Consider the following 24,341-nt stretch of genomic DNA (forward strand, 5'->3'; position numbering starts at 1 on the left):
TTAAATTTGAATATTTTTAAAGAAGTTAAGTCGGCTGTGTCTGTTAAGGATGCAGCCATTTTTTATGGAATGAATCTAAACAGAAATGGATTGTGCCAGTGTCCATTTCACAATGATAAGACACCAAGCCTTAAGGTGGATATCAGATATTACTGTTTTGGATGTGGTGCTACTGGTGATGTTGTTGATTTCGTTGGCAAACTTTTTAGTCTGCCACCACTTGCTGCAGCTAATAAAATTGCAAATGATTTTGGCTTAGACTGCGGAGTTTTATCACCACATAAGCAATCGTCAAAGCCAACTAAACAAAATTCAATTATCCTACAAAAGAATAATGAATATCAGATTCAAAGAGCATTCGACTTATATGTCCGAGATGCTCTTTTTTCTTTACATGAATACAGAGAAAAGCTTCGTATGTTCAAACAAAACTATGCTCCAACAATGGAGCAAGGCTTAGATAACTGCCATCCGCTTTTTGAAGAAGCTCTCATGAATCTAGACCGTATCGACTGGATGATTGACGAACTGACTTTCGGTTACCGAGATGAGCAGATTAATTTTATAAACACTTACAAAGGAGAGATTGAGAATGTTAAGAGAAGAAATGAAGAACTCAACTAGTCTATCAGATAATAGCTACAAAATGATAACTACAATACTCGAAAGCGAGGGCTACAAAATTACACCGCCTGATAAGGATGAAGGCAATGATGTTGCTTCAATGCTTGAGATTGATGAAAAAGGAAAGGTACTGCAAAGCAATTACAACTGCCAGTACGCTCTTAGAAATGATCCAGTATTGAAAGGTGCCATTAAGTTCAATGAACTCAGCCAGAAATACGATATATGCAAAGACTTAGGCTGGCACAGAGAATCTCCCAGCTTTTCTGACACTGATTTAGACAACATCATAACTTATCTTGAAACAATGTATCACCTTAAGAACGACAAAATGATTGAACGAGCTGTCAGAGTTGTTGGAAAGGAAAATAGATATCATCCTATCAGAGAAAAGCTTCTATCTCTTAAATGGGACGGGAAAAGTCGCATAGGTGATGCGCTTCATTATTTCTTAGGAGTTGAGAAGACAAAGCTTGCTACAGAATCACTTAAGGTGTTTATGCTGGGAGCTGTTGCTAGAGTCTTTGAACCAGGTAAAAAGTTTGAACTTATGCTTTGCCTGGTAGGTGGACAAGGTGCAGGTAAATCCACTTTTCTAAGATTCCTGGCAATGGATGATATTTATTTCTCTGATGACATCAAAAGACTAGATGATGACAGAGCTTTTCAACGTTTGCAGGGACACTGGATTATCGAAATGCCAGAAATGCTTGCTGTATTGAATTCAAAGATGGTTGAAGAAACAAAGTCGTTTGTAAGTCGTCAATACGATAATTACAGAGCCCCATATGATAAGTATGCAGTAGACCATCCCAGACAGTGTGTATTTGCTGGAACATCAAACAAATCACAGTTCCTTCCTATGGATAAATCAGGTAACAGACGATTTCTTCCTATTGAAGTTCACATGGAAAACGCTGAGTGCCACATCCTTGATAATGAAGCTCATTCTAGAGCTTATATCGAACAGCTATGGGCTGAAATTATGGTCATTTATAAGTCAGGCGATTATTCACTTACGCTTCCTAAGGAGCTAAATGACGAGCTTTTAAAGACACAGGAAAGATATTCTCCTGAGGACCCAATAGAAACAGCAATAAGGAACTATCTTGAAGAAAAGAAACCAGAATATGTCTGCATTAGAATGCTTTTTCTCGAAGCACTTAATCATGCAGCCTATGAAACAGCAGCTCAATGGGAATCAAACGCAATATCAGAAATCATGGATCAAAAAATGAACGACTACGCAAAGCTGACAAGCCATAGATTTAAAGAATATGGAACACAACGAGCCTGGCGAAGAATTAATCTACCAGACTTTGAACCTGATATCAACGAAGATGAAAATCCATTTATTGATTAGATATTTGTAAACAGTGTAAACAGTTAAACAGTAGAAAGATGAAAACGTATAAAAATCTATATAAGAAAATAAATGTTTTAAAATAACCTGTTTACAGTTTACACAGTTTCACCTTACCAGGCAGCCTTTATCGGGCTGTCTTTTTTCATGCCTTCGGGAAGCCAGTAACTATAAACATTTCACAGCACTTGATAAGGAGTTTTCCTTACCAGGTGCTTTTTTATTTGGAGGGAATATGGGAAATAATGTAGATGTATTAGAAGTTTTTAAAGCACGTAAATCACTTGAAAGCCAAAGGGAGTTCTTGAATGTACAACACTCCTTGGGTATTATAGACGCAGACGGTGTCAGAAATGAACTAGAATTGATATCAAAAAAAGAACAAGCTATACGTGACAGACTGGTACTAAACAGTCATGTTACAGCTGATGGGTTACCTCGTTCAATAGCCCATCACGAGCCAACACCTAATAATCCCAAAGATTATTACAGTACTAAAATGCCTGATGGCAAAAAGATAAAAGCTGTCACCTATGATGGGCTTATGGAAAAGCTTTTTGCTTATTACACAACAGGTATCAGGGATTACTCTATTGAATCTGTTTTCAATGCTGCATTGCATGAAAAAGAAGTGACAGAGAATCCGAAGGCAAACACTCTCGCAAAGAATAGAGTTGATTTTAAACACTACATTTCAAAAGAGCTTGCCTCAAAGGATATCAGAAACGTCAATGACTTAATCCTTAAGCAATACACTCAGGAATGGGTCAATAGAGAACATCCAAAGCAAAAGGCATTCTTTAGCTACAAAGGTATTCTTAACCTCATATTTGACTATGCTTACGCTCATAAGATTATCCCTACTAATCCAGTGGAGATGATTAAAAACAAGCCTTATATGAAGTCCTGCGATACCAGAAAAGCTAAGCCAGAGGATAAGATTCTTTCCCCAGAAGAAATCGATATCATCAAAGATGAAATAAGATATCGTATGACTAAGAAGAAATGGGGAAGCTATTATATCAATGGCTATGCAGCGCTTTTTGCTATTGAAACAGGTGTCCGTGTTGGTGAGCTCTGTGCTCTTAAATGGGAGGATATTTTAGCTACATCTATTCATATCCATGCACAGCAGCTTTCAGTTAAAGAGAACGGACAAAAAGTTTATTACTATGACACTTGTACAAAGAATGAGAAAGGCATTTCTCAGGATGGTAGAGAGTTTCCACTTACTAGGAAAATTAAGAACTTACTTCTTGAAATAAAAGATAAGCAGGATGCTCTTGGAATTGATTCAGAATTCATTTTCTGCAATGAAGATGGTGACTGGATTAAAAAGGATGCATACGAAACTTTCCTCAGACGATTATGTCAGTCAAAAGGTTTCCATGTAACCAACAACCATGCTCTTAGAATGTCACTTAATTCAAATGTACTTTTACCAATGGGGATTTCTGTTGCAGATAGAGCAGCAATGTTAGGTCATTCAATTCAGACCAACTTGCAGTTCTACAGCTTTGCAAAGAAAGACTACTTAGAAAATGTAAGAGATTTACTGGACTCACAGGACGATAGCAACGAGGGAACCCTTAGGGAACCCCTCAAAATCATCCCTTTTTCCAAAAAAGAAAGCCCAGAAGCATTGATTTCTCAATGTTTCTAGGCCTCTTAACCGAATGCGGAAGGCGGGACTTGAACCGACATATACGTCGGGAACATCAGTAAAATCAAGGAGGAAAAGCATGCCGGCATTACCCGTTGTCCCTTTGGTTGTCTTTTTTATAGAATCCCTTAATTACAGGCATTTTTCACATATTAATAGGACATTCTAAATTGATTTAATGATTGTTTTAGGTAATACAAGATGATATTATTAACGTAAGGAGTAATATATTTATATGACAGATATAAACGCAAAAGTTGCGGAGCAGAATGATGCTAAGGTTAAGAAGCTTGTCGATGATATGACACTTTTCGACGATGATTTAATGACTTTAGTATTCAACCAAAATATTCCAGCAACAGAACTTCTTTTGAGAATTATTCTTGGAAGAAAAATACAAGTAACTGATATTGAAGTTCAAGAGGAATTAAGGAGTCCTATAGTAGGCGGTAGAGATATAACTCTTGATGTTCATGCGATTGACGTAAATGGCGATGAAATAGATATCGAGGTACAAGGAAGCTCTGAAGGTGCTCATGTACGCAGACCAAGATTTCATAGTGCCGTAATCGACTCAAGAATGCTTAAAGAAGGAGATGCCTTTAAGATTCTAAAAGATTCTTATGTAATCTTCATTTACAAACATGATAAATTTGGTAAGGGATTACCGATATATAGAGCAGATAGAATTGTTCTTGAAACAGGAGAGCCATTAAATGACGGCTCACACATTATATATGTAAATGGTAAATATAAAGGAAATGATGAAATCGGTATGTTGATGCATGATTTCAATTCAAAGACTTCCGATGGCATGTATTACAAGGAATTAGCCGAAGGTCTACATCATTTCAAGGAAACTGAGGAAGGACGTGATGTTATGTGTGAATCAGTAAAAAAATACGCAGCAGAATTTGCAGAAGAATACAAGACTGAAGACAAAATTGAAACTGTTAAAAATCTTATGACAAATATGAAATGGACTCTTGAACAGACTCTCACTAATATGGGCGTTTCAGACAGAGAGCGTGCAATAATCACTCAGCAACTTCAAAAATAGGCTATAACAAAAGTAGCAGCAGGACACTATTAGTGTCACTGCTGCTTTTTTTATATTCTCTAAATAAAGGGCTCCAGCGTATCATTTACAGGACTAAGCATTGCTAATAAATCCTCGCACCATCCAGCCTGAACCTTGGCATCAGAGTGATTTATGTTCTTCATCCAAGAATAAACTCTTTCTATCATGGCAATAGCATTGCTTTTTGTGCTAGTAAAATACTTTTCACCAAGTAATTGCTTGAACTCGCCATAAGTATCTAATTCATCTTCGCGTCGTATAGTTTTATATGCATCCCAATTATTGATAGCACCAGGGATTTTATTACCAATGTATCCTTGATACGTTAAATATGCAAACATCTCCATATCCGATGCATTTGTAGGGTCCACATCATTGACGTGAATGTTATAGATATGTCGTTCTCCGTTTACTTTATAGTCTACTTGGATTATAGGATCTTGCTCTGTACTTTCTTTAGGGATATATGCTCCAACAAGAGCACTAGTCATAGAAGATACTGGAAAACTTGTTAATCCAATTCCTTTACGGTCATTTGGCACATCAGCAATATCAACACTCTCAATTTTTTCATGTTTCGAAATAGCATACTCATATTCATCCTCTACCTGCTGAGTTGCTTTTGATATATTTTCAATTCGCTGTTCCTCTTTGGTCTGTTCTGATGGTGCAAGCTCATCTTTCTTAAGAATACAACTCTCAGTCATTTTCAGGTAGATTTCGATAAGGTCAGCTTTCTGTTTATCGAATACCTGACTAACTGACTTTTGATATTCTTCGTCAGCCCACATTTTTCTTACTTCTTCCTCTGTTGAGAATGGTGTAAAACCGCATGTTCTACCTGTTTGTATTCCATCCCCAAAGTCATGTATTGTAAAGCAAAAATTACTGCATCCAGAACTAGCCACATCGGCAGCATGTCCAGCATAATTTTGTTCAAATGCCTGAATCCAACCATTAGCTTGTTGTTCATATTTAGGATCCTGCATCATTTTTTCAATAACAGATATATCAATTTCGATACTACATTGACCCATTTCTCCAAAATTTTCACCCACCTGATTCATGCTATTATTATAACCAAGGTTATATCCCTTAGCATTTGTGCCATTAAAATAATCATCTAAGCGAAAAGAGATATTCGGATATTTGCTACACAATTGCTTGTAATACGCTAATGGGTCATTGGTCATAGATTCTTTATAAGATATGCTCAATTGAGAACCAACTTTACCTGTATTGTTATAAGCTTTTTTATAAGCAGCGCTTATACTTGATATATAGCTTGATGTTGTACTTACTATTTCCATAAAACTCCTTTCCGCGGATTATTAAAGGATATTTTTATTTATATAATCCCAATAAAATCGCGTTTCTAAACTTCTTGTATCGCTGCAACATTCTCCATATTCAACATATCAAGTAAATCCCTACACCAGCCGGCTTGCTTTTGGGCGCTAGGATTATTATTATTCTTTAACCACGAAAATACCTGATTAATCATGGCTTCAGCATCATTTTTTACCCCTGTAAAAAATTTTTCTCCTAGCAACTCGCGATAATCACCATATTTCTCTAATTCATGTGTGAATTTCATTATTTGATATGCGGCCCAATTATTAAATGCGCCTGGAGTTTTGTTTCCAATGTGATCTTGATAAGATAAGTAAGCAAACATCTCCATATCAGAAGCTGAATTTGGGTTCACATCATTAACGTGAATATTATACACATGATACTTTCCGTCATCTCCGTTAAAACGAACCTGAACAACTGGATCTTCTGATGTTGACTCAGGTGGAATAACCGCCTCAACCATATGAGAGACTAGACTAGAAACTGGAAAAGTCGTCATTCCAATAAACACGCTATCATCTGAAGCCTTTTCTGAATTTATTTCATCAACAGCTCCATGCTTAGAAATAATATAATCATTTTCAGATTCAACCTTTTGTGTCGCCTTAGAAATATTATCTATAAGCTGTTGTTCCTTGTCTTGCAAAACACTGCTTGTTTCATCAAGACTCAAATTATATTTCTCCATGGTTGCTCCCATAAGAGTTTCCATCAACTTATTGATATGCGGCATAAAGTTTTCTAACGTAAGGTTTCCCAGACCTGCCATTTCATACTTGCCCATTTCACTTGAGAAGGTAGCAAGATAATCCATGCGCTCAAAGATATCATTTACCTCAAAGTCGCTCACAAACTTCATTGTTTCATCAGCAAGATTCTCTGTTTCACGAATGTATGAGCACAAAGCTGCAAACTCTGTAAAGTCTGCATCAGTAGGATCAACATTATAAGGATCTATTTCTTTTTCAAACTGTTGTCCATCTTTATCAGTACCAATGGCTGTATACTTTCTATCATCGCCATTAACATCTATTCTGATTTCAAACTGTTGCATCACACCTTGATAAGAAAAAGCTGTAATGCCATTTGCGCCTGTAGTTGTACGTAACTCACTGTTCATTACAGTCGCTGATACAACTCGTGTATAGCTATTACCTTTATTCTTACTATCCTCTGTAAGCTCAGTAGTATTCAGTTGTTCATCTGATGATGCTTTCATAGCTTTTTCAAAATCACTATCTTTGTTATTTACAAAATTTGAAAAATAAAGATAGCTACTTGAAAAAGTACCCTGCATAAGATAATTGTTTTCAGCTAAATAATCTGCCATAAAACTCCTTTCTGCAGCTCATCTGTCAGTCAAAGCTGCTCCGCTCTCCAGAAAGGTCCGAGCGGTTCTAACCCATATATTTATTTAGTCCAATTTTGTCCGTAACGCCTTTCATCCTCTTTAATCATTTCTTCGAATGTATAATGCTTATTTGGATCATCCCAAAAAGTAAAAGTAGCATTTTTGAAACCTGGATTCACCTCTAACATAGATTCCCTTAAAGTTTTAGTTTTATACTCATTGCTCTTAATTAGATCATCCACATATTTCTCCATTTCTTCTTGGTTATATACCCATTTAGCAAATGATTTTTTCTCAGACTTACCACCTGATGTATTATCTTTGCCTTTGACGTTAGCATTATAATTCGAATCAGTATTTGTTTTTGAAGCATTTGTATTCAATTGGTAATTCATTCCCAAATAGGTTCTTTGTGATAAAATACTACCTACATCCATGGCGCTCCTTTCTATCGTTACTGATATTGTTAAGACACATTGTTTACCGAAAAGATTAGTTCGTTGGACTAATCCATATTAACTTACAATCATCTTGACCACCCCATTCACTTATAATAGAAAAAGCATTTTTTTCAATATTTCAATCCATTGAAAAAATGCTTTCCGTAGCCATAATTATTTTATTTTTCAAAGAGATTCTGTAACCACTCACACCATCTAGCAGTCATCTGTGCATCGGGGTGTTGAATTTGACTTATCCAGGCATGAACTCTGTCCAATAATTCTTTTGCATTAACTTTTTCGCCTATAAATCTTGATTCTCCATTTATATAGTCATGACGATAATAGTCACCATCATAATCCTTAATCCTAGAATATGCATCATAATTATTTAATGCATTTGGTATCTTCTCACCTGTAAGTTCTTTGTATGTAAGATAAGCAAACATTTCTAAATCAGATGCATTCTCTGGATCCACTTCATTTACATGGATGTTATAGATTTTCTTCTCGCCAGACATATCTGTATATCCCATCTGAATAATTGGATCTTCTCTAGTAGACTCCGGCGGCTCATATGCAATTACTCCAATTTTCACTCCCTCTCCTGCTGGAAAAGTTGTGATACCAACAACCTTTCTATCGGAACTGATATCCGATTCATCAATTTGTTCAACTGCCTTACTTTTGCTATTCAAGCAGCTTTCAAAGATTCCCTTTCGCTCGCTTATGACATTATAGCTACTTTCCTTAGCATAGCTACTAGCACGAGCTGAAATACCACATAAATCCATAAAACTCCTTTCTGCAGCTCATCTGTCAGTCAAAGCTGCTCCGCTCTCCAAAAAGGTCCGAGCGGTGGTGATAGTGACTAAAAAAGCGCTTATTCCAACTTCATTCCGTTGAAATAAGCGCATCCATAGCCTTATAAAAATACTTACACTTAGATATCGAGATTAAAATCTAGATTGTTAATGGACAATTTGAACAAATATGTAGCATCTTTATTGGAGAATACATCAATTTTAATCCTATGAAGTCTGAATTTAATTTTTCCAATAATTACGAATAACGTAGCGATAATCAATAATATTGGAAAAATTCTATTTCTAAATTAGAATCTGTTTTTTCCATTATTTTCTTATAATGCTCCATTAATTTGAATTAATGGAATGGTTCTCAAATTGTATTTATAAAAAAACATAAAAATCAAGTGTACCAGTTTTCGAAAAGTGGGCCATTTTATTTATAGCAAGGCAAAAAGTGGGTCCGTTTGTTTCTTGCAAGCATAGACAAATGTCCTTTTTTTCATGGAAATTACATTCCCATGAAAAAGTTGGGCAAGCCCAAACCCTTGAGCTTAAAGGAATCTCAAAAGCTGCGCACTGTTAGTGAGAAAACAAAAAATACGGAAAAAGAGGTAAATACAATGAATTGAAAAAAAATATAAGTAATTATTCTTTGTGGCTTTCTATTGTATCAGGATAACCTGTGCCATCAAGGACTTCGCAAGTGACAGGAGTCATCCTTGACGGCCCAGCTTATTCTGATACAGCTTAGCCAAGCAAAGAAAAGTGAAAAAACGGAGGATATAACAATTTACAAGTCGTTATAGATATTTAGAAAAAGGATTTACAAATGAGAAGCAGATATTTTGTTCTCTATACAAAAGAACTTACAAAACTAATTGACAACTTTAACAGTCGTAAAAAGGAATTGGTCGAAGAATTCAAGTGTGGTATTATTAGTCGTGCCGACATGCTAGGTGAAATGGACATGATCAATTCAAAAACAATAAAGGCGAAAAGAGCTCTTGTAGCTCAGGTGCATGTTAAAGGTAATGGAACACCCAAGAGTATTCGATACGAAGAAGCTAGAGGCTTATGGGTGACAAAAGTTAATAGCGAAGTCAGATTACATTCTAAGACAGAGGAAAGCTTATTGGATAAACTCCTAGAGTATTATGATTGTTATTTAATGTCATACTCGATAGAGCATGTGTTTGAGCTGGCAATTGAGAACAAGCAAAAAACTGAGAATTGCAACAAGCTTACCATCCAAAGATATTGGGATAGTTTCAATCGCTTTATCGATGATGACTTCAGAGCAAAAGATGTTCGTAATATCACAAAGGATGACATCAAAGCCTACACAAAGGCTACTGTCAAGAGGACTAATCCTAAGAAAAAGGCATATTATGCATTTAAAGGTGTGCTGAATCTAATTTTTGGATATGCTCTTGAACATGACTATATTCAGAGTAATCCGGTCTTGGCGATTAACAACAGAGCTTACCTAACTGCCTGTGACAATTCCAAGCCAAAGAACGTAGATAAGATTCTTTCTAAAGCTGATATCTTACGAATTCAAAGTGAGATTTATTCTCGTATGGAGCAGAAAAGATACGACGGCTATTTTGTTCACGGCTACATGATTCTTCTTTCCATTGAGACAGGAATGAGAGTTGCTGAGTTATGTGCCTTGAAATGGGATGATATTGATGAGAAAAGTATTCACATCCATGCACAGCAGCTCACAGAACGACCAAAGGGTGGTAAGAATTACATTTACGCAGAATGGACAAAGGATGAGAAGGGAATTTCCCAAGGCGGACGTTTTTTTCCAATCACCACACAGATCAGATTAATTTTGAACAATTTAAAAAATATTCAGAATGGTAAAATGATTAAGACCAAATATGTTTTCTGTGATATTAATGGAAATTGGATCAAGATTGATGCGTATACATCATGCCTGCGCAGATTAATGAAGAGCCTAGGGTATTCAATTACTAATAACCATGCATTTAGGATGAGTCTAAACTCTAATGTATTCATTCCTAATAATGTGTCTCTTACTAAGAGAGCAGAGCTGTTGGGTCATAGTGTTGAAACTAACCTGAGACATTATTCATACGCACAAATTGATGCAGAAGATGATACTTTAAGCAAGCTAGAGGGTGGTTGTCCCTCAGTTGTCCTAAAAACTAGCTAATTTTAGAAATTTAAAAAAATAAAAGCCCTTTAAACGTTGAATTTAAAGGGCATTACAGTGATTAATAACCAATGCGGAAGGCGGGACTTGAACCCGCACGCTCGCAATGAGCACAAGATCCTTAGTCTTGCTCGTCTGCCAGTTCCGACACTTCCGCAAGAACTCTTTTGAAGTTCGCTTTGTCTTAACGACAAGACATAATATATCAGAGAAAACAGCATGCGTCAACGTTTTTTGCACAATTAAACTGTCGAACTTTAAAGCTGCAAATCAGATAATTCTGACTACTAGCTCAACATGCTTTAGAACGCTCCAAAACTCATTAAAACCACTACTCTACAATGGCATTATAAAGCAAATACTGATGCCATGGTTCATAGCAGGAACCCTTCAGATGAACTCCATCTCCAGACAAATCTGCACGTAAATTTCCTTCTTCATCATCAACTGCATCATTTACATTTAAAAAGAAAATATGCTTGCCATCAGCATAAGGCACAACCGCCATATTGCGCACATTTATACTTCCATTATTAAAGATTGGATCACCATCACTCTTCTCTTTAGTTACATGCATAATGCTGTTGATATAAATCAGAGCATCTGGGTTGATTTCCAAAATCCTGTCAATCACCTGCTTATAGGCCTCGGCATAGCTTTCATTAGTACCTCTTCCAAGCTCATTAATACCAACCATCATGTATACTTTTGAAAAAGTAACTCCCTGAAGAGCTTCAAAAACAGTAATTTTTCTGCCATCCTCAGTTTCAACCCACTCCTTGTCCCTAATGTCATAAATTGACAGGGACTTTTTTGCAAAAAATGTGCTTCGGGAATCCAGAGCCTCACAGTACATAGACAAGCCTAGAACTCTTGAATCACCTATAAAGACCGCGTCATTAAAATAATCGTCATCTACCATAGTAAATGTCTTAGGCTCCGCCACTGTCTCGTCGGGAGTATTTTCATTCTGAGTTTCCGAATTACCGGTATCCCCATTCTGAACATTCCCCTGAGAATCATCACCAACTATCGAATCCGCCCCCTCTGGTGCAACATATTCAGACCATGGATAAATCCCGTCAGCAGCGCCTTTTAATAGTGGAGCAACAACCGGTTCCTGCGTTATGCTGGTGGTATAGCTTTTGTACTTTGTCTGCAAACAAACAAAGCTGCACACTGACAGTGCCACACCACTTACAACAATAAGAATTAACAATAAATAGTTCTTAATTTTCATTTCACATACCTCTAAAATCGCAAGTACATAAATGGATTTCCTGCAGAGTTAGCCAAACTGAAAATCGATACCCAAAACATTGCAAAAATAATTAATGTAACAAACACATTGTCCTTGTACTTTCTGAAAAATGACTGGCAAAATGGCATTGCCAAAACCAATCCAATTAATAAGTAAGGCAAATATGGTGGAACAAAATGCAAAAAATCATCCTCATTTACAGCAATTCCATTATTAATCACAGGGAATAATCTTAGGAAGTAGGTACCAATTTTTCTTATTGAATGAATAGTAAAAATCACCCATGTGCATGGAATAACCACTAGTACATTGATTCGTCCAATGATTTTGAACAGTCTCTCATGCTTAGAAAGAATAAACTTTTCCACAACAATAATAACAAAAATCACCGCAGCCCAGATTAAGAAATTAACTGTCATGCCATGCCAAATTCCTGTTATTGCCCAAACTACCAACAGATTAAAAATCGTTCTAACAATCCCCTTTTTGCTGCCTCCAAGAGGAATATAAATATAATCCTTGAACCAGCTACCCAATGTAGCGTGCCAGCGTCTGTAAAAATCAGAAATAGAAGTAGCACAATATGGTTGAATAAAGTTCTCGATAAATGGGAATCCTAACATTACACCAACGCCAGCAGCCATCAAAGAATATCCCCAAAAATCGAAATATAAATTCATGGAGTATGTATAGGCGCCAATCCAAGCCATCGGTGTAGAAATACTCTCATAACCGATAGTCTTTAACTCTGCCCAAAGAGCCGAAATATGGTCAGCAACTATGACCTTCATAAAAAGGCCAATAGCAAAATATCTAAGTCCATCCTCGATGTTTCCAAGGATTTCAAAAAATCTTTCTTTCTTTGAAGTCCCCTCTTCTCCTTTTATCCAGAACCGATTTGCTGTCACGAAATCATAGCGACTAATTGGACCGGAAATAATCTGAGGGAACATTGAAAAATAGACCGCCATGTTAACAAAGCTGAACTGACAGACTCTCTTTCTATATAAATCTGCTTGAAATGAAATCATCTTGAACACATAAAAGCTTAGGCCCAAGGGCAAAAGAATGCTCTTATCAAGGCGACCTGCCACCTTAAAGCCAATCAGTAGCCCTGCGTTCAGGATAATTGAAAAAATAAATGCTGATTTCTTTTCTTTAGAAACAAGTTTTCCAAGGAAGTAGTTAACGAAAGTAAAAAATATAAGAACGCCCAGTAGCAAATAATCATTAAGGGCATAAAAAAGGACACTGGCTAGCAACAAAACCCATGGCTTCGCTTTAGCCGGGAAGATGTAATATATAATCAAAAACAGGGGCAGTCCCCTAAAAATAAAATTTAAATCTGATAAGGTCATCGGTATTCTCCCACTCAATCTGTACCGATTTAAGTATACATTATTTAAGCGGCCCATCAAAGACCGCTCAAATAATTATTTTGATGATTATTTCAAGGAATTTTGATATTTATCTATCACTTTGTACAACTCCTCATTAGGATCATCAATCATTTTTATTTCTGTATCAAGCTGGAGCAACTGATTTTGCCCCTCATCTCTCATTTTCCACTCTGGAAGGTTGTTCCCGTTTGGATTACCCGTCTTGGCAAAGTTCGCCCAATACTCCTGCATTATCTCTGACAGGGCGAAATCATCCTCTTCATATAATCCCGTGTGACGCCACAGATTTCCATAAGCATATGGCAACTCACCCGCATGATAATTAGACAAGCTATTATTTGTCTTTGTGAAATAGTACTCGTAGGTTGGCACTCCCTGCGCAATCAGATAATTGTTCCACAGATAGTGTGAATAGCTAAACCAAATAGCAGAATAGGCAATGTTCGCAGCTCCCTTAGCATCTCCCATTGCATCAACAATAAAATGCTGGTCGCGCTGTGGACTATTAGCAGGAACAACCTGCGCCATCTCCCCAGCCTCATCTCCGATAGCCTCCGCCAAAATATCCACATAATTGTCAGCATCCACCTTAGTGTTCAACATAAATGCGTCAGATTCTTTGGCGTTGAAGCCATTAAGCAAGGCCTTTTCATGGTTATTGCCCTTTTCATAAGTAAGATATGGCTGCTCGATGATTGCATATCCATCAATTGTCATTGCCGATTGATTGGTGTCGGTTCGAAGAAGCTGATTTGCTGGGATATCTCTGAGTTCTGCAGAGTTTGTTACCCCAAGCTGCTCTCTCACCTTATCCCCCTCTTCAATTGCCAAATCGTATTTACGGAATGTATGAAAAGGTTCTACCGCAAGGATTCCACTTGATTCAGCAATTGCATAGTTGAACATGCCCTGCGTGAGAGGTGACACACACAATGCATTTACTGAGGATGAACCTGCCGACTCTCCTGCAATTGTAATTTGATTTGGGTCTCCACCAAACGCCTCTATGTTCTCTCTTACCCAATTGAGAGCTGCAATCTGATCTAAAAGACCATAATTGCCAGTTGTTCCATTTGGCGACTCGTCCTTTAAATCCTCTGCTGCGTAATAACCGAATACACCAAGCCTATATGCGAAATTAACAAACACCACATCCTTCTTGGCTAAATTCTCGCCGCGGTATTCGCTATAAGATGATTGCCCCGTTGTAAGGCTACCTCCATGTATATAAAAAATAACCGGCTTCAATTCGGTTGACTCCGATGCAGGTGTCCAGACATTCAAATAGAGACAATCCTCACTCATCTGCTCAAGAAATTCATCACCAAATTTAAATTGATAGTCATGCCATCCCAAAATATGTGACAAACTGTCAACCATTGGATGAGAATGATTTTGCATAGCCATCGGTCCAAATTCATCACAAGCCCTAACGCCTTCCCAAGCCTCTGCTGGCTGAGGCTCTTTAAAGCGCAAATCACCTACAGGTGCAGCCGCATATGGAATTCCCGCATAAACCTTTACCGATTTATCCTCATTGTAAACTCCGGTTAAATCTCCTTGAGCGACATGAACCACCTCTGTTACCTGGGGGTTTTCATAATCCACAGCAGGAAGTGTTTTAAATGGAGGTGCCGATAAAAGATAATTCGCTATAAGGCCTCCACAAAAAACAGCCCATATCATAATAGCGTTTAATTTAAGCTTGAATCTGCAGATAAAAGCCAGCACTATGGCAAGACCCGCAATTACCCAACCAAAAATTACATTTTTGGATAATTCAAGCAAGACAAAGTACAATATTGAAATGATAATTATACCTATTGAAAATAACATAAAATACCTCTGTTAAGTCCGTATTGATTTATTACAATTCGATTGTTCGCAATCTATTTTTAAGCATAATATCACATAAAAATCGATTTGAAAACATTTTACTCAAAAAATATGAAAAAAATGTAATTTTAGTGTTGACTCCTGGTGAAGTCTTTGATATTATACTTCTTGTCGTTAAGACACGCGGAAGTGTCGGAACTGGCAGACGAGCAAGACTAAGGATCTTGTGCTCATTGCGAGCGTGCGGGTTCAAGTCCCGCCTTCCGCAGCTTTTAAAAGAGAGTAACCAAGTAATTGGTTGCTCTTTTTTGTTATATAAAAATCAGTATTTCTACAACCCTGTGATGGACATAAAAAAGTCACAAATCAGTACCACTCTCTTCATACTTTAGACATACAAGATAAGTTATACTACTAATTACACACCACCTTGTTGGTGATTCGTTTAGGGGGATTAATGTTTACTTTATTGTGTGGCATAAGCAGGAGGTAAATGCTATGAATGAAGAAAACATTAAGAGAATGGAATCAAGACTTGCACAGGCTTACAAGGAAGGACATTACGGAAAAGATTTAGAGAGAATGTTAGAAACAAAACCTAGTTTGCTACAAAGCATCGGCGAGACTTTACATTCAATATTTTCATGATTAAAGCAATGGGCCATCCCAGTTTGGGATGGCCTTGATTTTTTAATATATGTATAATTTTACTCCATGAGCAGGAACTTCTATCCCGCTGCCAACCGAAAGTGAAACATCTGTATCTGTCCAGATATCAGTTGCTGTGACTGTCTCTTCATTTGGAAGAACAGCCTGCTCCACAAGCACCTTACTACTATCTTCCGAAAGATTAAAGAACGCAGCTGCTCTCCTACCAAACCTTTCATTCTTTGAAATCCAAATGGCCTGATTATCATCTCGCATTATCTGCTGTGCCTTCCAGCCATCCTCCAACAATTGAAGAAGATTTTTATTTGTAAGAAGCTTAAGATTATCCTCCGTCATCAGAGTTAACTCTCCACCAATCATAAGTGGCGAACGGAAAATGCACCAGAGGGTCATCATGGTCTTCAATTCATCCTGAGTGAATCTGCTGTCACGACTTTCTTTGAAACCTGCACCAACCTTTCCTATAGGAAGCATATCACAGTCTGGGAAACAGCCTGCTCTAACGTGATCCTGCCACTGTTCGCAGCGGAAGAACATATTCTTAAGAAGCTCCCACTTATCCCAGAAATCATCAGTTATACGCCACATATTAGCATATTTCTGATAATGAAATGCCTTGTCAATATGTGCAGGTCCTGGTGAAAGACTAAGCACAATCTCCCTGCCTGATTTCTTAATTGCATCATGAAGCATTCTGGTTTCATGCCAGCCACTGAAGTCCTCAGGCTTGTACATCCAGGAATCGCAGATATCATCACACTTGATAAAATCCACACCCCACTCAGCATACAGCTTCACAATGGAATCATAGTAAGCCTGTCCAACATCATTGTCCAAACAGCCATACATATCCGGATTCCAACCACAAATACTTGATGGATTTGCAGCATCAGCCGCCGAATAATCTGTACCCAAAATTGGCAAATGGCGCTCTGCAGCTGCACGAGGAATACCACGCATGATGTGTATTCCAAACTTTAATCCAAGCTCATGACAATAATCTGCCAAAGGCTTGAAGCCTGCCCCACCTACGCTTGACGGGAAGCGTGATGGACTTGGAATAAAGCGTCCATATTCATCAATCTCATCATCTCCAAAAGGAATATATTGAAACTGCTCACGTCTTGTGCCTGCATCATTTGAATACCATTCAATATCAACGACTATATACTGCCAACCGTACTGCTTTAGATTAGCAGCCATAAAATCTGCATTCTTCTTTACCTGATCCTCAGTGACAGTGGTATCGTAATAATCGTAGCTGTTCCACCCCATTGGTGGTGTAATCGCAAAAGAATTCTTGTCCATAATCCCCCCTCATTAGCTAGCAAATATCGTTTGAATCAAGAATTATTGTAAACGGCCCATCATTTTGAAGAGAGACCTTCATGTCTGCACCGAATTCTCCAGTCTCCACATGGAAGCCCTCCTGTCGGCACTTTGAAATAATGTACTCGTACATTTCATTCGCCATATCAGGGGCGCCTGCATCAATAAAGGATGGGCGATACCCCTTCTTGCAGTTGGCATATAGTGTGAACTGAGAAATGAGAAGCAATGAGCCACCCACATCTGTTAGTGAAAGATTGATTTTGTCATTCTCATCATCAAAAATTCTAAGTCCCAACAGCTTCTTTACCATCTTGTCTGCGATCTCTTTGGTATCATCACCAGAAACCCCAATAAGTACAAGAAAGCCCTTTTCAATCTGGCCAATTGTCTTGCCATCTACCGCAACTGATGCTTCATTTACTCTTTGAATTACAAACTTCATAATGAATTCTCCTATTTTTCATCTGGTTCATGAACCGAACCATAAAGCTCCAAGTTTCTGTTTTGTCGCTCAATCTCCGAATTGTATCTTTCTATAACACCTGCCCAATAATTTTCAAGCTTCTGCTCTCCTCTTCGGTCTGGCACCATATACTCTTCTACCAATAGCTTTCCAAAGAAATTCGACATCTTTTCTGCACCTGCAAGATTCAGATGCAAGCCGCCATCATAGGTGTCTGTTTGCCAATCAATTCCCATCTCATCCTGATACTCCAGGAAATTGATGTATGAAAGATTATTTGATGAGGCAAAATCTGCTATCTGCTCATCCCACTGTGGATACCAATATGGATACAGGGTTGGCGCCTTAACCAAAATAAGCTGCACATCGTTGTCCTTACAAAGCTTTGTAAGCTTGTTTAAATACGTATATGCGTTATCTCCAAACTGATAATCCGCCAGTGGCTTTCCCTCCGGAACATCCTCAGCTGGTTTCACATCCACTCGCATATAGTAACCATTGAATGAAACCTTATCTCTATGGAAAAGATATTTGAAATCATCAGAGTTCAAATCACTCCAGCGGCTGTGATAACGCAATAATGGAAATACATAATCCACAAAACGCTCTTCCTCTGTCATTGATGCCTTGATATTGTTCACCTTGCTTGATGACCAACGCATACCGTCGATTGACATACGATTGTAAGCTTCATTTTGTGGCTCATTATATTTCATGGAAAGCACATTGAAAACAATGATATCTGGATGCTCTCTTTTGATTGTCTCCTCTGCGAGATAATAAGACTGCCATATGAGCTGTTGCGCGCTTCCACGTATATACGAATTGATTCCGTAATTCTCCCACAAATATACTGGTGAAATATTTTCATAAAGCTCACAGTCACCAATGAAAACTACATTGTGATCAGTCGGGTCATCATAGTATTCGCCAATCATTGCACCTTCTAAGATACCAGACATATACTTTGGCTCCAGCAACTTGGTTGCAAGGAAAAGGCCGGAGAAGGCAATGCATAATATTAAAAATGTTGAAATAATCTTTTTCATTGAATCCTCCGTTTAAAATTGATTATAAATAAACTGGCTAGCCGAGTATCCGATACCATAGGCACCGAAGATTACTGTAGCCATAAATAAGCCATACCAAATGATAAATCGTACAGGGGCAGCCTTGGTAGCTATCTTCTCTCTGACTGAGCCTGAACGCTGAATCAGGCTGACTGAAACCAACACAAGCATACCGATGAACACAACAAGATAGTCGTAGGCTGTGATTCCCATTCCGATAAATACCTCAGCACTTAACTGTGACAGGCTTGACTGAGTGAAAATACTTCCAAACATTTTGAATGTAAGAGGAACATCACGATAGCAGTCAAACATTCTAAGTGACGACATAATAAGCACTGTTCGGATGATTTGGAAAACCTTCCAGCCAAGGGTTCCAGCCACATTCACCTTGCTGTGGAACCAACGATAGAATGGCTCCAGCTCCTGAGAAATCATGATAACCACAAAGTTACCAAGTCCCCAAACGATGAAATTCCAGCTGGCTCCATGCCAGATACCAGTAGTAAACCAGACAATAAAGCTTGAAAGATAAACCGGCACTCTCTTACCCAGATTGTTTCCAAGACGTGCGCGGCTCTTCTTTGACAGCTTCATCATAAACTGGCTGGCACTGATTGGATAGAAAATATAATCCGTAAACCAGGTACCCATGGTAATGTGCCATCTGTTCCAATATTCCTTGATGTTTTTAGAGAAGTATGGACGATTAAAGTTCTCTGTGACTTTAATTCCCATAGTCTCTGCCACACCGATTGTAATATCAATTCCACCAGTAAAATCAGCGTAAAGCTCTAAAGCGTAAAACATCGCTCCAACAAATGCATAGAATCCATTATATGAATCCGTATTTGCGATAATCGCTTTAACAGGCACAAGAATTCTATCAGCAATAACAAGCTTCTTGAAGAAGCCCCAAAGGATTCTCTCTAAGCCAAATGACACAGTATGCCAATCAAATCTATGCTCCTCATAAAGAGTCTGGCTCAAATCTGCATAGCGGCTGATTGGTCCCTGGACAAGCTGAGGGAAAAATGATACGAATAATGCAAACTTAATGAGATTTTTCTGAGCCTCGAACTTGCCATTATAAACATCAATAAGATATCCCATTGACTGGAAAGTGTAGAAAGAAATACCCATCGGGATAATCAAATCCACAAATGAAATTTGTCCCTGATTACCAAAAGCACCGATAATATTGTTGATATTTGCAATAGTAAAGTTTGTGTACTTTGTTACCGCAAGAAAACCAAGATTAAAAAGAAGACAGCATAAAAAGATTTTCTTCTCAGCAGCGTGCTCTTTTGCTTTTAATGCCTTTCGCTCTTCCTTTTCATATTCCTTTTTGTGCTCCTTGAACCATACATCAAAGCTAACCTTCTTGTCAGAAATGGCTTTGGCTGCAAAAAAGGTTGAAACTGTAGTGATAGCAATGAAAATCAAATATCTTGGATCTGCTATGAAATAAAAAGCATAACTTGCAAGAAGCAGGAAGGGCACTTGCGCCCTTCCTGGCAAAAGATAATACAATATAAATACCACTAACAGAAATCCTAAAAATTCGTAACTGGTAAATAACATTTAATTAGTCCTCGTCATCTAACTTAGCCTTAATAAGTGCGTAAATTGTCTCCGCAGAATCGAAGTTCTCAGGTGTAAGTTCCGCTGCACCAATAGTTACATCAAACTCCTCATTAATTTCAGATATAAGCGAAACTATATCAAAAGAATCAAGGATTCCGCCTGTAACAAGCCCTTTCTCCGTTGTAAAATCCACCTCGGGATGTAAATCGTTTAAAATCTCAATTAATTCATTCATAATAAACCTCCTAGTCCGTTGGTTACGGCTACAAGCCTTAGAGTCTCTTCCTTCGGCTACATGCCTCATACAGAGACCTAAGAGCTTGATGCCTACCAACTCACTTAATATTTTAATAATTATAATAATTTACTTACTTGAATACATTTTGCTTAACGTTACACGGTCAATCTTTCCATTGGCTGTGAATGGCATCTCATCGAGACGATTCACCTTGTTCGGAAGCATGTAGCGTGGTAGCTTTGTTTTCAACGCCTTGATTAAGTCACCCTCTGTGATATCGCCCACGTAGTAAAGCACAATTTTGCCCTGCTCCTTGGCGTAAATGCATCCTGAAAGCTTTATCTCAGGAACAAGGTTTACATTTGCTTCAATTTCACCAAGCTCAATGCGGTGACCCATGTGCTTTATCTGGAAATCCTTACGTGAGTGGAACACCAACTCTCCATATTCATTGATATGACCAATGTCTCCAGTTCGATAAATGATTTCTGGATAGGCTGTGTTTAATGGGTTCTGCACATATGCTTCGCTTGTCTTCTCAGGATTGTTGTAATATCCCAGAGTTACCGAAGTGCCACGAATACAAATCTCACCCTGCTCACCATCTGCTGCAAGTGTATTATCCTCCTTCAACAAGAGGATTTCTGTATTCTTGAATGGAAAGCCAACTGGAATCACTTCATCATCCGCGAACTCACGCTCAACAGGATAATAGCAGCACATTCCTGTTCCCTCAGTAGGGCCGTATAGATTAAAAAACTTCGCCTCAGGCACTGCTGCTCTCCACAATCTGAACTGCTTGATAGGAAATACCTCACTACCAAAAGCGATAGTCTTTAATGTATGAGGTACCACGGTGTCAAAGGTTGCAAAGGCACTAATCATTGTCAGCGCAGAAACAACCCAGCAGACAGTGTTAATCTGATGCTCATTTATATATTCCACAAGCTTGATTGGGAACATGAAATATGAGTGTGGAATCAGATAGGTAGTAGCACCAAACTTCAAGGTTGGATAAAGCTCCTTGAGGCATGCGTCAAAATACAGCGGTGTCTGATTTCCAAAGATTGTGTCCTCATTAAAGCCAAGTGTTTCTGACAGTTGCTCTATATAATCGATTACTGAACGATGGCAGGCACATACTCCCTTTGGAACTCCTGTAGAACCTGACGTAAATACAATATAAATTGGATCAGTATCGATTGCCTTCTTACGAACAAGTGCAAGAGCCTCATCATCCGAATCCGTATTTACGATATCAGAAAACAATACCACCTCTGCTTTATAATCAAAACTATTTGCGATATCAACTGTGCTTTCATCACAGATGATAACCCGTGGCTTGCAGTTATCTAAAATCAAATTAATACGTGTAGCAGGCATCTCGCTGTCGATTGGAACATAATAACAGCCTGCATTTATTACGCCAAAAAATGTTGCAATAGTGTTTGGGCTTTTCTTCATGAACACTATAACCGGCTCACGCTTGCAGCCTCGATTCAAAAGGCTTGTGCCAACACTATCCATTATTCTTTTTACATCTTTGAAGGAAAGCTGAACCTCATCATCCGCATATGCGATTTTGTCTGGGCAACGGAGAAGGCTCCCTTCCAAATAATCTAGTACATTGTTTTGCATTTCTATACCTCTGTAATTAAATTCTCGCACTCTGGGCGTGCCTTGGCGCACTTCTTCACACAGTCAGCTGCCAGCACATCAACAATATCAAGCACCTGTGCGCCAACATCGATGTCGCGTTTTGCTATTGAAAGCTCAGTGCAGCCTAGGATAATCACCTCGGCTCCAGCGTCTAAAAGGTGGGCCTTCACATCGAAAAACTTCTCTATATCAACAGGCTTTCCAGCCTTAACATCATCATAAATGATGCTCATGACCTGCTTTTGGTCAGTCTCATCTGGATAAAGGCAGCTGATATCATAATCCTTAAATACTGAATCAAATAGATGCATTGACGCAGTGCCATCAGTTGCCATTATGCCAACTCTTTTGATGCCGCGTTCCTTAAGATACTGGGCAGCCTCCTTAATACCATTGCTGACAGGAATAAAAACATTGTCTGCAAGCTGGTCATGAAAATAATGAGCAGTTATGCATGGCATGGCAATATAGTCCACATTCTGGTGTTCAAGAGATCTGGCAATCTCGAGAATCTTTGGGAATGGGCTCTCCTGATTTTCCCCAAGGATAAAGCCTGTCCTGTCTGGAATCGAAGGACAGTTGTATATAATCATTTCGATATTTTCCTGATCTGTGGCGGCATCGGTAAGCTCTATTATGCGACGCATGAAGTAAGCAGTCGCCATGGGCCCAAGGCCACCTATTATGCCTAGTTTTTTCATTCGAAATACCTATATTTCTCTCTGTCATAATTGTGTGAGCGATAATGCTGGCTCGAATAAGCCATCAAATCCTCATCCGTAACATAGAAGCCCTTGAAGCTCTTGTCGGTTCGAGGGGTGCAATCAAAATGTCTCCAGCCCTCTCCACAGTCAACTACACTCCAGTAATGATGGCGGGTAGCTGTAGGGATGATTTCGATATCTGCATTCTTCACGCCTGCCCGTGTTAAAAGTGCCTTGCCCACTGAAAAATAATTGTAGCAATCGCCATGACGCTTTGTGAGACCATCATAGGCTCCACGAAGCCAGTCATCTCTGTCTGTACTTTCCGAGTAACCAATATTTCCCTGAATCCACACATATATTGCATGAGCTTTATCATAGTCAGACATGTCAGGAGTAATGATTTTAGCTAACACCTCGTCAGCCAAAGCATAGACCTCTTCCTCGCTGTAGGTCTGCTCCACTACCTTTATCAGTCCCTCTGCCAAATCCATATTTCCCATGGAATCTGTGGCAGTATAAATAATCGGATATTCACCGGGAGTATCGATATCCACATGGCTTGAATCCACCTGAACCTCTATATCAGTGTCCACATTATCCTTGACCTCGATTCCAGCTTTGAAACTGGCACTCTGACCAACATAAACCACTTTATCGAGCTGTCCCTCGATAACAGGAGGTGTAATATCATATTCCTCAACAAGATTTAAAGTAGCTGTTGCACTGGTTCTGTTTCCTGATGAATCCTCAGCAACAATTTCCACAGGAATCTCTCCATAACTATCAAAGCTGATGCCCTCACCGAAATATACAGTAACATCCCCTGAGGCATCACTTACTGATTCAACAAACTCTTTTGCCCCTGGTATCTCTTCCTTTGTGCGTGTCAAATTCTTCACTGTAAGCTCAGGTGCAGTAGTATCGTCCACCTCAAGAGTACAATCATAGGTGAAAGGCTCGGAGTAGATGCCCACCCTGTATATACCAGCATGCTCGGTTGTTACCACTGTCTCTGGTGTGAAAATAGCTGTCTTGGACACATCCTTCAGATAATCAGAGGCTGATATCTCATCGCCAAGCTCAACCACACAAGTGGAATATACTCGATGTGAATAATCATAATAAAAATAGGCTCCCACGCCGGCGCATGCTAAAACTATAGCCAATGCACCAATTAAAAATGGAAGCCTATTTGAATGTCTTTTATTCTGTTTGAACCCTATTACACTATCATTTTTTCTCATGAT

The 24,341-nt window shown here is 38.6% G+C and carries 21 protein-coding genes and 2 tRNA genes; 7 read left to right on the forward strand and 16 right to left on the reverse strand.

Annotation, left to right across the window (positions count from 1 at the left end; all coding sequences use genetic code 11):
- The first annotated feature begins 6 nt into the window (after positions 1 to 6).
- The 4 genes from FXF36_RS00945 to FXF36_RS00960 all read left to right on the forward strand — a co-directional run bounded on the left by FXF36_RS00945 (position 7) and on the right by FXF36_RS00960 (position 4,710).
- Entirely contained in the window at positions 7 to 624 is a 618-nt protein-coding gene (locus FXF36_RS00945; RefSeq protein WP_167511247.1) for a CHC2 zinc finger domain-containing protein, read from the forward strand.
- Positions 593 to 1,987: a virulence-associated E family protein gene (locus FXF36_RS00950; RefSeq protein WP_151622040.1), complete on the forward strand. Its 1,395-nt coding sequence runs from the start codon at positions 593 to 595 to the stop codon at positions 1,985 to 1,987. The genes FXF36_RS00945 and FXF36_RS00950 overlap by 32 nt, the downstream gene beginning before the upstream one ends.
- A 235-nt stretch (positions 1,988 to 2,222) precedes the next feature.
- Complete coding sequence (locus FXF36_RS00955; protein WP_151622041.1) at positions 2,223 to 3,650, forward strand: tyrosine-type recombinase/integrase; 1,428 nt, start codon at positions 2,223 to 2,225, stop codon at positions 3,648 to 3,650.
- Positions 3,651 to 3,885: 235 nt separating this feature from the next.
- Positions 3,886 to 4,710: a PD-(D/E)XK nuclease family transposase gene (locus FXF36_RS00960; protein WP_151622042.1), complete on the forward strand. Its 825-nt coding sequence runs from the start codon at positions 3,886 to 3,888 to the stop codon at positions 4,708 to 4,710.
- 59 nt (positions 4,711 to 4,769) lie between these two features.
- On the opposite strand, the gene FXF36_RS00965 is transcribed toward FXF36_RS00960, so the two are convergent.
- The 4 genes from FXF36_RS00965 to FXF36_RS00980 form a co-directional block, all read right to left on the reverse strand.
- The gene (locus FXF36_RS00965; RefSeq protein ID WP_151622043.1) at positions 4,770 to 6,041 is read right to left on the reverse strand and encodes a DUF6033 family protein; all 1,272 of its coding nucleotides are present in this window, start codon (positions 6,039 to 6,041) and stop codon (positions 4,770 to 4,772) included.
- A gap of 65 nt (positions 6,042 to 6,106) precedes the next feature.
- A complete protein-coding gene (locus tag FXF36_RS00970) occupies positions 6,107 to 7,417 on the reverse strand; it encodes a hypothetical protein (protein WP_151622044.1) in 1,311 nt (436 codons plus the stop codon).
- 80 nt (positions 7,418 to 7,497) lie between these two features.
- Positions 7,498 to 7,875, reverse strand: a complete 378-nt coding sequence (locus tag FXF36_RS00975; RefSeq protein ID WP_151622045.1) for a hypothetical protein — start codon at positions 7,873 to 7,875, stop codon at positions 7,498 to 7,500.
- 182 nt (positions 7,876 to 8,057) lie between these two features.
- Positions 8,058 to 8,672, reverse strand: coding sequence for a hypothetical protein (locus tag FXF36_RS00980; RefSeq protein ID WP_151622046.1), 615 nt, complete (start codon positions 8,670 to 8,672; stop codon positions 8,058 to 8,060).
- 844 nt (positions 8,673 to 9,516) lie between these two features.
- Here FXF36_RS00980 and FXF36_RS00985 point away from each other — a divergent pair.
- The gene (locus FXF36_RS00985) at positions 9,517 to 10,872 is read left to right on the forward strand and encodes a tyrosine-type recombinase/integrase (protein ID WP_151622047.1); all 1,356 of its coding nucleotides are present in this window, start codon (positions 9,517 to 9,519) and stop codon (positions 10,870 to 10,872) included.
- 72 nt (positions 10,873 to 10,944) lie between these two features.
- Here the strand turns inward: FXF36_RS00985 and FXF36_RS00990 are convergent.
- The 4 genes from FXF36_RS00990 to FXF36_RS01005 all read right to left on the reverse strand — a co-directional run bounded on the left by FXF36_RS00990 (position 10,945) and on the right by FXF36_RS01005 (position 15,369).
- Positions 10,945 to 11,029 (reverse strand) — tRNA-Leu (locus FXF36_RS00990).
- A gap of 174 nt (positions 11,030 to 11,203) precedes the next feature.
- Entirely contained in the window at positions 11,204 to 12,112 is a 909-nt protein-coding gene (locus tag FXF36_RS00995; protein WP_151622048.1) for a GDSL-type esterase/lipase family protein, read from the reverse strand.
- Positions 12,113 to 12,123: 11 nt separating this feature from the next.
- Entirely contained in the window at positions 12,124 to 13,443 is a 1,320-nt protein-coding gene (locus tag FXF36_RS01000; protein WP_167511248.1) for an MBOAT family O-acyltransferase, read from the reverse strand.
- A 135-nt stretch (positions 13,444 to 13,578) separates the two neighbouring features.
- Positions 13,579 to 15,369: a carboxylesterase/lipase family protein gene (locus FXF36_RS01005; RefSeq protein ID WP_151622050.1), complete on the reverse strand. Its 1,791-nt coding sequence runs from the start codon at positions 15,367 to 15,369 to the stop codon at positions 13,579 to 13,581.
- Positions 15,370 to 15,552: 183 nt separating this feature from the next.
- Here FXF36_RS01005 and FXF36_RS01010 point away from each other — a divergent pair.
- Positions 15,553 to 15,637: transfer RNA gene (locus FXF36_RS01010), tRNA-Leu, on the forward strand.
- 230 nt (positions 15,638 to 15,867) lie between these two features.
- Positions 15,868 to 16,017 carry a hypothetical protein gene (locus FXF36_RS16185; protein ID WP_167511249.1) on the forward strand — a complete coding sequence of 50 codons (150 nt, stop codon included), beginning with the start codon at positions 15,868 to 15,870 and terminating at the stop codon, positions 16,015 to 16,017.
- A 42-nt stretch (positions 16,018 to 16,059) separates the two neighbouring features.
- Here the strand turns inward: FXF36_RS16185 and FXF36_RS01015 are convergent, their stop codons facing one another.
- The 8 genes from FXF36_RS01015 to FXF36_RS01050 form a co-directional block, all read right to left on the reverse strand.
- Positions 16,060 to 17,346: a glycoside hydrolase family 27 protein gene (locus FXF36_RS01015; protein WP_151622051.1), complete on the reverse strand. Its 1,287-nt coding sequence runs from the start codon at positions 17,344 to 17,346 to the stop codon at positions 16,060 to 16,062.
- A 16-nt stretch (positions 17,347 to 17,362) separates the two neighbouring features.
- Positions 17,363 to 17,812 carry a D-aminoacyl-tRNA deacylase gene (gene dtd / locus FXF36_RS01020; RefSeq protein WP_151622052.1) on the reverse strand — a complete coding sequence of 150 codons (450 nt, stop codon included), beginning with the start codon at positions 17,810 to 17,812 and terminating at the stop codon, positions 17,363 to 17,365.
- A gap of 11 nt (positions 17,813 to 17,823) precedes the next feature.
- Positions 17,824 to 18,882 carry an SGNH/GDSL hydrolase family protein gene (locus FXF36_RS01025; protein WP_243143549.1) on the reverse strand — a complete coding sequence of 353 codons (1,059 nt, stop codon included), beginning with the start codon at positions 18,880 to 18,882 and terminating at the stop codon, positions 17,824 to 17,826.
- A gap of 12 nt (positions 18,883 to 18,894) precedes the next feature.
- A complete protein-coding gene (locus FXF36_RS01030; protein WP_243143550.1) occupies positions 18,895 to 20,406 on the reverse strand; it encodes an MBOAT family O-acyltransferase in 1,512 nt (503 codons plus the stop codon).
- An 85-nt stretch (positions 20,407 to 20,491) separates the two neighbouring features.
- On the reverse strand, positions 20,492 to 20,725 hold the full coding sequence (locus FXF36_RS01035) for a phosphopantetheine-binding protein (RefSeq protein ID WP_151622054.1): 234 nt from the start codon (positions 20,723 to 20,725) through the stop codon (positions 20,492 to 20,494).
- A 129-nt stretch (positions 20,726 to 20,854) separates the two neighbouring features.
- The gene (locus FXF36_RS01040) at positions 20,855 to 22,366 is read right to left on the reverse strand and encodes an amino acid adenylation domain-containing protein (RefSeq protein WP_174819701.1); all 1,512 of its coding nucleotides are present in this window, start codon (positions 22,364 to 22,366) and stop codon (positions 20,855 to 20,857) included.
- A 2-nt stretch (positions 22,367 to 22,368) separates the two neighbouring features.
- Positions 22,369 to 23,088: a cysteate racemase gene (gene cuyB, locus FXF36_RS01045; protein WP_151622055.1), complete on the reverse strand. Its 720-nt coding sequence runs from the start codon at positions 23,086 to 23,088 to the stop codon at positions 22,369 to 22,371.
- Complete coding sequence (locus FXF36_RS01050) at positions 23,085 to 24,338, reverse strand: transglutaminase domain-containing protein (protein ID WP_151622056.1); 1,254 nt, start codon at positions 24,336 to 24,338, stop codon at positions 23,085 to 23,087. Before FXF36_RS01050 ends, cuyB begins: the two co-directional genes overlap by 4 nt.
- Positions 24,339 to 24,341: the final 3 nt, after the last annotated feature.

It is taken from the genome of Pseudobutyrivibrio xylanivorans (assembly GCF_008935055.1).
GTDB classification, from domain to species: Bacteria; Bacillota; Clostridia; order Lachnospirales; family Lachnospiraceae; genus Pseudobutyrivibrio; species Pseudobutyrivibrio xylanivorans_A.

What these genes read in the sequence shown, in the direction of transcription:
- cuyB (WP_151622055.1), bottom strand. Translation starts at nt 23,088, where the DNA reads ATGAAAAAACTAGGCATAATAGGTGGCCTTGGGCCCATGGCGACTGCT.
- FXF36_RS00985 (WP_151622047.1), top strand. Translation starts at nt 9,517, where the DNA reads ATGAGAAGCAGATATTTTGTTCTCTATACAAAAGAACTTACAAAACTA.
- FXF36_RS00995 (WP_151622048.1), bottom strand. Translation starts at nt 12,112, where the DNA reads ATGAAAATTAAGAACTATTTATTGTTAATTCTTATTGTTGTAAGTGGT.
- FXF36_RS00980 (WP_151622046.1), bottom strand. Translation starts at nt 8,672, where the DNA reads ATGGATTTATGTGGTATTTCAGCTCGTGCTAGTAGCTATGCTAAGGAA.
- FXF36_RS00960 (WP_151622042.1), top strand. Translation starts at nt 3,886, where the DNA reads ATGACAGATATAAACGCAAAAGTTGCGGAGCAGAATGATGCTAAGGTT.
- FXF36_RS00950 (WP_151622040.1), top strand. Translation starts at nt 593, where the DNA reads ATGTTAAGAGAAGAAATGAAGAACTCAACTAGTCTATCAGATAATAGC.
- FXF36_RS01050 (WP_151622056.1), bottom strand. Translation starts at nt 24,338, where the DNA reads ATGAGAAAAAATGATAGTGTAATAGGGTTCAAACAGAATAAAAGACAT.
- FXF36_RS01005 (WP_151622050.1), bottom strand. Translation starts at nt 15,369, where the DNA reads ATGTTATTTTCAATAGGTATAATTATCATTTCAATATTGTACTTTGTC.
- FXF36_RS01040 (WP_174819701.1), bottom strand. Translation starts at nt 22,366, where the DNA reads ATGCAAAACAATGTACTAGATTATTTGGAAGGGAGCCTTCTCCGTTGC.
- FXF36_RS00975 (WP_151622045.1), bottom strand. Translation starts at nt 7,875, where the DNA reads ATGGATGTAGGTAGTATTTTATCACAAAGAACCTATTTGGGAATGAAT.
- FXF36_RS01035 (WP_151622054.1), bottom strand. Translation starts at nt 20,725, where the DNA reads ATGAATGAATTAATTGAGATTTTAAACGATTTACATCCCGAGGTGGAT.
- FXF36_RS16185 (WP_167511249.1), top strand. Translation starts at nt 15,868, where the DNA reads ATGAATGAAGAAAACATTAAGAGAATGGAATCAAGACTTGCACAGGCT.
- FXF36_RS00970 (WP_151622044.1), bottom strand. Translation starts at nt 7,417, where the DNA reads ATGGCAGATTATTTAGCTGAAAACAATTATCTTATGCAGGGTACTTTT.
- FXF36_RS01025 (WP_243143549.1), bottom strand. Translation starts at nt 18,882, where the DNA reads ATGAAAAAGATTATTTCAACATTTTTAATATTATGCATTGCCTTCTCC.
- dtd (WP_151622052.1), bottom strand. Translation starts at nt 17,812, where the DNA reads ATGAAGTTTGTAATTCAAAGAGTAAATGAAGCATCAGTTGCGGTAGAT.
- FXF36_RS00955 (WP_151622041.1), top strand. Translation starts at nt 2,223, where the DNA reads ATGGGAAATAATGTAGATGTATTAGAAGTTTTTAAAGCACGTAAATCA.
- FXF36_RS00965 (WP_151622043.1), bottom strand. Translation starts at nt 6,041, where the DNA reads ATGGAAATAGTAAGTACAACATCAAGCTATATATCAAGTATAAGCGCT.
- FXF36_RS01015 (WP_151622051.1), bottom strand. Translation starts at nt 17,346, where the DNA reads ATGGACAAGAATTCTTTTGCGATTACACCACCAATGGGGTGGAACAGC.